At 56.7% G+C, this 11,190-nt stretch carries 9 protein-coding genes; 7 read left to right on the forward strand and 2 right to left on the reverse strand.

The window, feature by feature from the left end:
- The first annotated feature begins 76 nt into the window (after positions 1 to 76).
- Both CES87_RS04345 and CES87_RS04350 read left to right on the forward strand, forming a co-directional pair.
- Complete coding sequence (locus CES87_RS04345; protein WP_128605101.1) at positions 77 to 1,219, forward strand: glycerate kinase; 1,143 nt, start codon at positions 77 to 79, stop codon at positions 1,217 to 1,219.
- A 286-nt stretch (positions 1,220 to 1,505) separates the two neighbouring features.
- Complete coding sequence (locus CES87_RS04350; protein ID WP_128605369.1) at positions 1,506 to 3,131, forward strand: methyl-accepting chemotaxis protein; 1,626 nt, start codon at positions 1,506 to 1,508, stop codon at positions 3,129 to 3,131.
- A 128-nt stretch (positions 3,132 to 3,259) separates the two neighbouring features.
- On the opposite strand, the gene CES87_RS04355 is transcribed toward CES87_RS04350, so the two are convergent.
- Positions 3,260 to 3,619: a DUF6124 family protein gene (locus CES87_RS04355; protein ID WP_128605102.1), complete on the reverse strand. Its 360-nt coding sequence runs from the start codon at positions 3,617 to 3,619 to the stop codon at positions 3,260 to 3,262.
- Positions 3,620 to 4,225: 606 nt separating this feature from the next.
- Here CES87_RS04355 and CES87_RS04360 point away from each other — a divergent pair.
- The 5 genes from CES87_RS04360 to CES87_RS32315 all read left to right on the forward strand — a co-directional run bounded on the left by CES87_RS04360 (position 4,226) and on the right by CES87_RS32315 (position 10,292).
- Positions 4,226 to 6,244 carry a hypothetical protein gene (locus CES87_RS04360; RefSeq protein ID WP_128605103.1) on the forward strand — a complete coding sequence of 673 codons (2,019 nt, stop codon included), beginning with the start codon at positions 4,226 to 4,228 and terminating at the stop codon, positions 6,242 to 6,244.
- Positions 6,245 to 6,443: 199 nt separating this feature from the next.
- Positions 6,444 to 8,639 (forward strand): autotransporter outer membrane beta-barrel domain-containing protein, encoded by a 2,196-nt coding sequence (locus tag CES87_RS04365; RefSeq protein ID WP_128605104.1) that lies wholly within the window; start codon positions 6,444 to 6,446, stop codon positions 8,637 to 8,639.
- Positions 8,640 to 8,789: 150 nt separating this feature from the next.
- Entirely contained in the window at positions 8,790 to 9,578 is a 789-nt protein-coding gene (locus tag CES87_RS04370) for a hypothetical protein (RefSeq protein ID WP_128605105.1), read from the forward strand.
- 74 nt (positions 9,579 to 9,652) lie between these two features.
- Positions 9,653 to 9,937, forward strand: a complete 285-nt coding sequence (locus CES87_RS04375; RefSeq protein ID WP_128605106.1) for a hypothetical protein — start codon at positions 9,653 to 9,655, stop codon at positions 9,935 to 9,937.
- 187 nt (positions 9,938 to 10,124) lie between these two features.
- On the forward strand, positions 10,125 to 10,292 hold the full coding sequence (locus CES87_RS32315; protein WP_178081372.1) for a hypothetical protein: 168 nt from the start codon (positions 10,125 to 10,127) through the stop codon (positions 10,290 to 10,292).
- A gap of 40 nt (positions 10,293 to 10,332) precedes the next feature.
- Here the strand turns inward: CES87_RS32315 and CES87_RS04380 are convergent, their stop codons facing one another.
- A complete protein-coding gene (locus CES87_RS04380; protein ID WP_178081373.1) occupies positions 10,333 to 11,190 on the reverse strand; it encodes a fimbrial protein in 858 nt (285 codons plus the stop codon).

Consider the following 11,190-nt stretch of genomic DNA (forward strand, 5'->3'; position numbering starts at 1 on the left):
AGCCGCTTGTGCAGCGGACCGGCGTTATTGTGCTTGCCGGCTGGCAGCATGGGCGCATCGGAACTGGAGAATTCCCATGAAAATCGTTATCGCCCCCGACTCGTTCAAAGACAGCCTCAGCGCTCAAGGCGTGGCCGACGCCATCGCGCTGGGACTGATGGAAGTCTGGCCCGATGCGCAATTGGTCAAGTGCCCGATGGCCGATGGCGGGGAGGGCACTGTGGAGTCGATTCTGGCGGCCTGCGGCGGTGAGCTTCAGCGGATCGCGGTTCGCGGTCCCCTGGGTGATCCGGTCGACGCCGCGTGGGGCTGGTTACCCGACAGCCACACCGCAATCATCGAAATGGCCGAAGCCAGCGGTTTGCAATTGGTCCCGGTCGATCAGCGCGATGCCTGCATCAGCAGCACCTTCGGCACCGGCGAACTGATTCGTGCCGCCCTCGACGAAGGCGCACAGCGAGTGATTCTGGCCATTGGCGGCAGCGCCACCAATGATGGTGGCGCGGGGGCGATGCAAGCCTTGGGCGTGAAACTGCTTGATGCTCAAGGCCAGGCGCTGGCACCGGGCGGCCTCGCACTCGCCGAACTGTTCCGCATCGACCTGAGTGACATTGACCCGCGACTGGCCACAGTGCGCTTCGACATCGCTGCCGACGTGAACAATCCGCTGTGCGGCCCCCACGGCGCCTCGGCGATTTTCGGTCCGCAAAAAGGTGCCTCGCCCGAACAGGTTCAGCTACTGGATCACGCCCTTGGACACTTTGCCGACCACTGCGCAAAAGTCCTGAACAATGATGTGCGTGAAGAGTCAGGCAGCGGCGCCGCAGGAGGTCTGGGATTTGCCGCCAAGGCGTTTCTCGGCGCGCAATTCAAGGCTGGGGTTGAAGTGGTCGCCGAACTGGTCGGCCTTGCAGACGCGGTCAAAGACGCCGATCTGGTTATTACCGGAGAAGGGCGATTCGATGCGCAGACCCTGCGCGGCAAAACCCCGTTTGGTGTCGCGCGCATTGCCAAACAGTACCGCGTGCCGGTGATCGTCATCGCCGGTACGTTGGGCGAGGGTTATCAGGCGTTGTACGAACATGGCATCGATGCCGCGTTCGCCCTCGCGAGCGGCCCGATGACATTGCAGCAGGCGTGCGCCGAAGCACCCCGTCTATTGCGCGAGCGGGCAAGCGACATTGCCCGGGTCTGGCGACTGGCCGCCCCCAATACCTGAAACCCCGCAATCTTGTAGGAGCCGGCTTGCTGGCGAAGGCGCCCGTCCAATCACCCATGCGGTGCCTGACGCACCGCCTTCGCCAGCAAGCCGGCTCCTACAGTGATTGCGTATCCTTTTAAAAATAAATTTCCCAAACCCCCGCGAAAATCCTCAACCCCAGCCGATACAGATATCAGGCGCACACAAATCTACAACAACAGTGCCGCCAAACTGAACGGCGCTGCCCGCCCGACAGTGATTACGGCAAGGACGCTCGATGCCTCAATTACCCGAGTATCGTCCTATGTCCCTGCGTCAACTGAACATCGCGCCTCGCGCTTTCCTGGGTTTCGCTTTCATAGCCTTGCTGCTTATTGCGCTGGGCGTGTTTTCGGTTAACCGAATGTCGACCATCCGCCAAGCCTCGATCGACATGGGCACCAATCAATTGCCCAGCGTCGGCTTCCTGGGCAATGTCACCGAAAATATTCTACGCATGCGCATCTTGTCGTTCCGCATTCTGGTCAACCGCGAGCCTGCCAGTTTGCAGGAGGCCGAAACCCGTATCGGCGTGCTGACCGACAAAGTGCGCAAGGCCCAGGCCAGTTATGCCGAGTTGCCGGCGGGCGCGGATGAAGCGGCGCTATATAAGGTGTTCAGCGCGACTCTGGACAGTTACATGCAAGCCCAGCGCGACATGATGGACCTGTCGCGCCAGAACAAAGTTGACGAGATGCGCAGCCTGATCAATACACGGATCAAGGACGGCACTGACCTGATGGGCGAGCAGCTCAACCGATTGGTGGCGTACAACACAGAGGCCGCAAAAGTGGCGGGGGTTATTGCCGAGGACAACTACAACACCGCCGTGAATGGAATCATTGGGGTGTCGGTAGTGGCGGCGATCATGACCGTGCTGCTGGCCTGGTTGCTGACCCGTAGCATCGTCACACCCTTGAACCGCGCGGTGCAGGCAGCAGAAACCATCGCCGGCGGTAATCTGACTAAGGCCATTGAGGCTGATGGCAAGGACGAACCGGCGCGCTTGCTCGCCGCGTTGTCCACCATGCAGGCCAGCCTGCGCAAAACCATCGAGCAGATCGCCGGCTCCGCGACGCAACTGGGCGCTGCCGCCGAAGAACTCAGTACGGTGACTGAAGACGCGTCCCGTGGTCTGCAACAGCAGAACAACGAAATCGAACAGGCCGCCACCGCTGTCAACCAGATGACCGCCGCCGTGGAAGAAGTGGCGCGCAACGCGGTGTCGACCTCCGAAGCCTCGAATCAGTCGACCCAGGCCGCCCGCGAAGGTCGCGACCGTGTGGTTGAAACCGTCGACGCCATCCAGACCATGACCCATGACGTGCAAAACACCTCGTTGATGATCGAAGGCCTGGCGGAGCAGGGGCGCGACATCGGCAAGGTGCTGGATGTGATCCGCGCCATCGCTGAACAGACCAATCTGCTGGCATTGAACGCGGCGATTGAAGCCGCCCGAGCGGGTGAAGCGGGGCGTGGTTTTGCAGTGGTGGCGGACGAGGTTCGGGCGCTGGCGCATCGCACGGCGCAATCGACTCAGGAAATCGAGAAGATGGTCGCCGGTATTCAAAACGGCACCGGCGAGGCGGTGTCGTCGATGCAGCAAAGCAATCAGCGCACCCAGAACACCCTGGAAATGGCCCGTGCCGCCGGTGTCGCGCTGGAGCAGATCACACAGTCGATCCACCTGATCAACGAACGCAATCTGGTGATCGCCAGTGCCTCGGAAGAACAGGCGCAGGTGTCGCGGGAAGTCGACCGCAACCTGGTGAACATCCGCGACCTGGCCACTCAGTCGGCGGCTGGTGCCAATCAGACCACCGCAGCGACCCATGAACTGTCGCGCCTGGCGGCGGACTTGAATGCGATGGTGGCGCGGTTCGTGATTTAAGTTCCTGTAGGAGCGAGCCTGCTCGCGATGGACGTCAACGATGACGTGGGACACCTGACACCCAGCGGCGCCCTCAGGTTTTTCGCGAGCAAGCTCGCTCCTACAGTAATGCGCAAATGCTTTGTGGATTACTCCGGCGGATCAATCTGATCCAGCACCCGGTTCGCCGTGATCTCCGCCAGCATCACGCTGTTGGAAATGCCCAGCAGCGCATTGCGCGATCCGCCGTCCAGATGATCCACCAACTGATGGACCATCACATCGACCGAGGCCAGTGTCTCGACCAGATAAACCATCAGGGTTTCGGTCGTGAGTTCTGGGTCCACGGTAAACATTGTGCTGGGTGAGCGTGGTGCGGCTTTGATGTCGGCAGTCGAGGGGAAGGGGACGTCGAGAGGGCGTTCGGCGGCCTCTTCGAGATTGTTTGAATCGGGTTCGTACGGGGAGGTCGGATCGGTGTCCGGGGGATTGGGTGTGACCTTGAACATAAGCTAAATTCCCTGATTGGGTGCCACCCCTCTTGCTGCTAAACGAAAGGGGAGGCAGCTGTGCGCAGGTTAGCAGACCGGGGAATTTAGCAAAGCCGGCGCGCCCGAAGGCGCCCTGCGCACAGCCACCATCGAGTGCAGGCATGGAAATGCCTGACTGACAGAGCTTGTGCAACTTTCTAAATATCCAACCGGGCTGCTAAACCCGATCACTGATGGGCAGTGACGCGAATCAAGTTACCGAGCGGCCTCAAGGCGCACAAGCCGGCGGATTCTGGCGTAAGCGTAGGCAACGACGCAAGGTCTTGTAGCCTCCAGGAAATAATTTGTAGGTCACTTAAACAAGCGCTCTACAGCGATGTTTAATGATCGGACCTGCGTTGTCTGACGCGGTGTTTCCTGCACCTGTATAGGTAACCACCTGTCAACTCTGACAGTATCGAGAATCGAAATTAACGTGCTTAATTCCGTTCGGGCCTCTTCGGCCGGGCAGAACGACAGGGCGTTATTTTGCAGTGTTAAAGCCATCAATCGAACTGCCAAAAAAGTTTTTGATGGCCATGAGTCTGCTCATGGTTGAACTCAAATAGTTTTGGAGCAATGAACATGGCAGATTCAAATAGACGTCCGTCGGACGAACAGGTACGGATTGACTATCGAAAACAAATCTTCATGCAAAAACAGCTCTCTAAGGCTGATGCAGGGTTGGCACTCAATAAACCCACCATCAGGGATCAAATTCCCGGTGATGAAGATGGCCTGATGCCAAAAGTGGAACTTGATAAGCAAGAATCCATAAAGCTACTAATACCCCTATGGCCGGACCGCCCGGATGCCGGCCTGCCTCCGGTTTTTTTTAATACTTTAACCCTGGAGTGGCGTAACCCGGCCGACGTTAAACCTGAGTACAAGGTTTTTCATACAGAACAGGTCCCTGGCCCGGATACCCTGCCTGACGCGAATTTCCCATTAACCCGGGAGTTGCCTTTTTCCGATTACCACACTATTGAGGGCAAGATTGAGGTCCGCTATCGCGTATCAGGCTGGAATGCACCCGTTGAAACGGAATCTGATCATTCACCTATCACCCTCGACAGAATCGGGCCAATAAGACCCGGTGTGCCAGAAAAAATCATCGTTAATGAGCCTTTGATCACCACGGCCATATTGGAGGCAGTTGGCGGTATTGCTTGCTTGATACCTGATTTTGATGAGGAAAAAAAGGGCTTCGTGACCCTGGCTGTTGCCTTGTTGGACAAACCACCAACCGGAGAACTCGACCCTGATGAACTCGCGTATTTGGGACCACTTCCGTTGACTCGAGCCATACTCATTCCCAAGGCCCTGGTGTACGGAATGGGTTCAATGCTGATGTACATCGTATATTTCCTGTTCGACAAGGCAGGTAATCGCAGCGACATGCCATTCCCGACAGAAGTGCAGGTCGCATTGGGAGATCTGCCCCTCGATCTGAAACCCGCCGAAGTGCCATTGGCCGCCGACGATCTTATTGATCGCGCCGACGCGGCTTTCCCGACGACAGTTCGTATCAGGCAGTTCACGAATCCTCTGGACGCAGATGGCATCCTGATCACTTGGGGTGAGAACAACCTCCCACGAACGCCAGTCAGCGCACATAAGCCATTCCCTTTGGACATTACCGTACCTTGGGAACACCTTAAGGCAGAGTATGATTTTGCGGCGGGTGGCACTCAGGAAATCAATGTGGATTATGCCGTCTTACGGGGTGATTACCCCATAGCTTCGCCGGGCGCCATTCAGGTGAAAGTCAACCTTGAGATAACAGGCCCAGAAAACCCCAATCCAGACCCGGAAAACCCCAAGTTAGGTTTGGTCAGATTCAATAGCTTCTCTAACAGCGACAAACAACTCACCCCGGCCGATATTGGCGAAGCAGCCACCGGTTATATAACCCTCACCGCAGAGATACTCGCCAGTGTGCTCGCAGACGACGTGTTGACGCTGTTCTGGAACGGTAAAGCAGTCACTTCAACGCCTTATAAGATCAAAGGTGATGAGACGGTTGATCAGGAAATTCCGCTGGTTATTCCCTGGGCTGATATCGAAGAAACCCCAGTGATGGACCAACTACCGCTGCGCTACTCCTTGACGCGCCCTGGCTTGTTTAACCCTCAGACATCACTACCAACTTTCATCGATGTCGAAGTTGAGACAGTCGATCTACCTGAACCCGAGTTTCCAGACAAGGACGCAGATCCTTACCCTATAAACTGCAACGCACTTATTGAAAAGGATGGGAAATGGGGGGTTCGAGTGCATATCCCGGCATCGGCACATTTGAAGGAGGGGGTAGAAGTCACAGCCACCTGGCAGACCTACGGCAAGGACAAGGTGACTGAGCTGCCAAATACCAGTACTTCGGACCTTCTGACTGTCAGTAAGCAGGAAGAACAGGATGGTGTCGATTGGTTCATCCCATACGAAAGGTTCCTTAAGCCTACCTATGACACGGGCGATCAGTACGGCTGGGGCAAGGTGATCTACCAAATCAAAGTTCGTGGAACACCCGTTAATTCAGATCTCGTCGAAGTCATGATCGCCGTCTTCGAGCACGGAGACCATTGCGTAATACCAAGACCCTGACTGTGTTCAGGAGCGCGAGATCAGGAGGGACCGAACGCTCTCTCCTGTTCTCGCGCTGTTTGGTTGTGGCTCATTCCTTCGGATAAGTCCTACATATTTCAGGGAGGTTTCTCTTTAGTCTTCGCCGCCTTTGCACGTTCAAGCAGAGATCGCCGGTCATGGCGGGCTCACTCTTTGACATTTATTTCTGCGGTGCCTGATGAAAACTAAACAAGTCTTTGCGTTGCTCCCCTTGTCGGTATCCCTTAAGTGGATGACCTTGATGCCTTTGCTGTTGGTCAGTACTCACTCGCTCGGCAGGATTGTCGACAATGGCGAACCGGCAGTGATCGATGGCAGCACCGCGCTGGACAATTATCTGGTGCGGAACAGTTCCAGCTTGACGGCCAATGGCGCAAGCACCACGCAAATTCGCGCCGAAACCGGATCGTCGCTCACGCTGACTGGCACCACCGTAAGCGCAAGTGCCAGCACGATCGGGGTTGATTTGGTGGACAGTAGCGCGACCATCACCGGTAGCAATGTCACGGGCCGCAGCACCGGGCTCTCAGTGGGCAGCAACATAACTGTCGGGCAGGGTTCCAAGGCAACGGTAACCAGTAGCAATGTCACAGGAGGTGCGGTGGGGGCAGTCGTCAGTGGCTTGAGCCAGCTCGACTTGAATCAAACAACGCTGGTGGGTACGTCCGGTTTCGGTTTGCAATTGGCCAACGGCCAAGTATCGGCAAACGGCAGCACGATTCAAGGGGGCATCAACGGCGTTCTGCTGACCACTGATCAGACGGTATCGCAGCCCGGACGCCTGACACTCAATGGCACTACGGTTCGGGGTCAGTCAGGCGCAGCCATCGTCGTCAATAACTTCAGCTTTGCTGCGACCACCGCTGAAATCCTGGTCGGCAACAAGTCGACCCTGATCGGCGGCAACGGCAAGGCCCTGGAGGTCAAGGGCTCATCCACGGCCAATATGGTGGTCGACAACAGTGACGTGGTGGGCGATGTCTCCGCCGATGCCGGCGCCACCGCCAACATCACCCTGCAAAACCAGGCAACTCTGACCGGACGACTCGAAAACGTTGCCAGTCTGGCGGTCAACAGTCAGGCCCGCTGGAATATGGTGGGCAACGCCAGCATCGGCAATCTGTCCATGAATGGCGGCTCAATCCAGTTTGGCAGCCCGACCGAGTTCTACAAGTTGTCAGTGGCCAACCTCTCAGGCAACGGCACCTTCCTCATGGATGCCGACTTCTCCACCGGCCAGGTCGACACCCTTGAAGTCACTGGTAACGCCACTGGCAACCACAAGGTTGTGATGGGCAGCAGTGGTGCCGACCCGACCGGCTTGAGCTCTATACCAGTCATCCATATCGCCTCGGGTGATGCGCAGTTTTCGCTGTTGAACGGTCCGGTCGATCTGGGTGCCTTTTCCTATGATTTGATCCAGCAGGGCAACAACGACTGGTACCTGAACACTGCGTCGCGGGTCATCAGCCCCGGCACCCAATCGGTACTCGCATTGTTCAATACCGCACCGACTGTCTGGTACGGAGAGCTCAGCACTTTGCGCAGTCGCATGGGCGAAGTGCGGATGGACGAAGGCAAGAGCGGTGGCTGGGTGCGTGCGTATGGCAATAAATACAACGTCAGCGCCAGTTCCGGTGTGGCTTATCAACAAACCCAGCAGGGCCTTTCATTCGGTGCCGATGCGCCGTTGCCCATTGGCGATGGTCGGTGGCTAGCGGGGGTGTTCGGCGGTTACAGCAAATCCGATCTGGACATCGGTCGTGGCACCAATGGCACAGTCGACAGCTACTCCATCGGTGCATACACCACTTGGCTACATGAAGGCGGCTACTACTTCGACGGCGTGCTCAAGTTCAACCACTTCGAGAACGAATCGGATGTTCAGCTCAGTGACGGCAAGAAAACCAAAGGCAATTACGACAACAACGGTATTGGTGCATCGCTGGAGTTTGGCCAGCATATCGCCCTGACGGACAACTACTTCATTGAACCCTTCTCGCAACTGTCGGGCGTGATCATTCAGGGCCAGGATTACGACCTGGACAACGGTTTGTCCGCCGATGGCGACCGCACTCGTTCGCTGTTGGGCAAGGTTGGCGCCACTGCCGGGCGTAACTTCAACGTGGACGGCAAGGTCGTGCAACCCTATGTTCGCGCCGCTTATGTGCATGAGTTCGCCAAGAACAACGAAGTAAAGGTCAACGACAACGCGTTCAACAACGACTTGTCCGGCTCCCGTGGAGAACTGGGGGCTGGGCTTGCCATGTCTCTGGCAGAAAAGTGGCACGCGCACGTCGATCTGGACTACAGCAATGGCGACAAGATCGAACAGCCATGGGGCGTCAATTTTGGCGTTCGCTATAGCTGGTAAATGTTTTTTCGCGGGAGGATCCATCGATTCCTCCCGTACTTGCACGGCATCACTCGCCAGGTGGATTTAGCTCGTAAATTTCAAAGGTCCTGCCGGTCAGGTGTTCAGAGGTAGTCCTACCGGCTCGCTTTAATGAGTGAGGGAATAGACATGTCCAGACATTCAGAGCCCTACCAGGAAACCAAAGTGGATCTCGCGCCGCCCGATATTATCGGAACGCTCCCGCCGATCGACGGTGGCGAAGAGAACTTGCTGCTCAAGGATGCATGGTTGCACCCGCTGCGGATCAAGTTCCCGATTTGGAGCGAGCCTGCCCCGCAATCTGGCTTTTTCGATATCGTCCAATTGTTTTTTGGCCGGGGTTCGGATCCGGTTCACGAACGGCAACTGGAAGGGCCCATCACAGATACGGAGCTCTGGCTTGAGGTTCCTGCCAAGGAGTTGAATGAAGGCGTTCACGTCTTGTATTACCGGCTTCTTCCCTGGAACGGTTCGACACCCCGCGAATGCCGGCATGTGAACGTCACTATCGATAAAAGCCCGCCGATTCTTGCTGCTGACAGCAAACTGATTTTCCCTCCTGAAGTCCTCCCTCCCAACAAGCTCACTGCCCACTACCTCGAAGGGGACGATCTGCTGCGTGCAGGTATTCGCGCTTACAGCGGTCCAAAACCCGGAGATGCCATCACTTGGTATTGGGACAGAAGCTCATCTGGAGCGACTGTCGGCGGCACCAAGGTGCTGACCGTGCAAGACTTTGACAAGCCATTGACTCTTGACATCACAGGCGACTGGATTCGGGAGCAGGGTGATGGCGACCGTTACGCCTGGTACAGGGTAACGGACCGGGCGGGCAATACCAGCGGCCAGTCTGCCGTTCAAAAGCTTGACGTTGCAGCGCAACCCACCCGCGGGTTTTACCGCCTGCAAAAGTTATAGAGGCCACGGGATCTGGCTGGCCGGTCAGGGGAACGCTCAATCCGATTGATGCCACGGACGGGGCTAACGTCATCTTGAATCCGGCATCGGTCATCTACCCCGATGAAGTACCCAAGGTGCAATGGGCGGCGGAAGGTGAGCTTGGGGCTTATCTTGCAGACCCGATCAGTGCCGGCGAGTGGAAGTATAAAATTCCAAAAAAATACATGGCACCGCATTTTGGCAAGGTCATTACCGTCATTTATCTGTTCAACGACAAGCTTGGGGAACCTCACCATTCGGACCCTTTTACGCTGAATGTACTGGGGTATCCAAGGACAGATTACAGGCGCCCCAAAGCGCGGATGGTACTCCTTTGAGCATGGCTTCGGTGCCGCCAGCGGGTGCAAGCATGACCCTTAGCAAATGGCCATTCAGTGCGGAAAAACAGCGCGTCTCGATTTTTGTCGAGGGTATGGAGGCATCAAGCGGTAAGACCATCCAATACGTTGCGCTGGATAAGTATGAGGTAACGCTTGCCCAGGCTGAAGCGGAATCGCGGCCGGTGTGGCGCTGGTCGCCAAGGCGGGCTTCCTGGCCAGAATCACACTCGGCTCGCAGCTCACGGTCAAAGCCTATGTCAGTTTCGATAACGGCCTGACCTGGGATGGGGAGTCCGCGCCTAATCCGGCAGTAGCGCAATTTCCATGGCTCAGGGTGATGTTGGTTGCTTGATGTTGAATTGACGCAAGCCCGCAATGGGGCTTGCACAAGGTTATTGATAGGTGACGGTGAAGCCCAGTGAACCTTTGGCAACGCCGCCTCGAATGCCACTGCTGTCGGCGGTCTGATAGAAGCGTGCGGTGAACGGTAATACGGTGGTGCCCGTTGGGTTGATGACCATCAACGGAACCTCCGTACCCAGCGCAACCGGTGTCAGTCCGTCGTCACGCAGTATTTGAATGCCCATGCCGACAGCGGAAGAACCATCTCCCAGGCTGAATATTCCGTCACTTCCATCACCTATGGGCAGCGAGCCTTTGACCCCATCAAGGCGAATATGCGCTGTGGCGTTGTTGCCCCCCCTGGGGTCCGACTCACAGTCGCTGAGCGTGATGGTGAAGGGCGCCGGTTTGGTGGCAAAACCCTTATGGGTAAAGTCCGATGCCGGCCAAGTCCCCAGTTGTACTGGATCTGCACTGACCGGATTGCCAAGCACGGTGCATTGCGACTGGATGACTGTGCCCGTGACTTCATAATCAAGCACCGTACTGAGGCCGGTTAAGCTGCCATTGAACAGTTTGCTGGCGAAACGGTGGGGCCCCGGTGGAATCGGCCCTGTTTTTACTATCGATACGTAGTTGTACAGGGACGCCAATGGAATAGCGGTAAAAACCCTATGGTTGGCGGTTGCCGTGAATGGAACGACAGGGGGGCCATTTGGAGTAAATGAATTTTCGGGGCCACCTTCAAATGGAAAACCTAATCGGACCCGCGCACCAATACCGTTCACGCTGGTATTGAAGACTTTTCCGTTGATGTCTTCACCGTTAATGGGCGGTAAGGTGCCTGGAAAGATTGGCGCAATGGGGTTGCTTGAAATGCCAGTTGCGCCTGGCCGTCGTTGAAGCAA

It is taken from the genome of Pseudomonas sp. ERMR1:02, from assembly GCF_002277815.1.
In the GTDB taxonomy this organism is placed as follows: domain Bacteria; phylum Pseudomonadota; class Gammaproteobacteria; order Pseudomonadales; family Pseudomonadaceae; genus Aquipseudomonas.

Excerpts from the sequence above, each read along its gene's own strand:
- CES87_RS04345 (WP_128605101.1), top strand. The coding sequence starts at position 77 with ATGAAAATCGTTATCGCCCCCGACTCGTTCAAAGACAGCCTCAGCGCT.
- CES87_RS04350 (WP_128605369.1), top strand. The coding sequence starts at position 1,506 with ATGTCCCTGCGTCAACTGAACATCGCGCCTCGCGCTTTCCTGGGTTTC.
- CES87_RS04355 (WP_128605102.1), bottom strand. The coding sequence starts at position 3,619 with ATGTTCAAGGTCACACCCAATCCCCCGGACACCGATCCGACCTCCCCG.
- CES87_RS04360 (WP_128605103.1), top strand. The coding sequence starts at position 4,226 with ATGGCAGATTCAAATAGACGTCCGTCGGACGAACAGGTACGGATTGAC.
- CES87_RS04365 (WP_128605104.1), top strand. The coding sequence starts at position 6,444 with ATGAAAACTAAACAAGTCTTTGCGTTGCTCCCCTTGTCGGTATCCCTT.
- CES87_RS04370 (WP_128605105.1), top strand. The coding sequence starts at position 8,790 with ATGTCCAGACATTCAGAGCCCTACCAGGAAACCAAAGTGGATCTCGCG.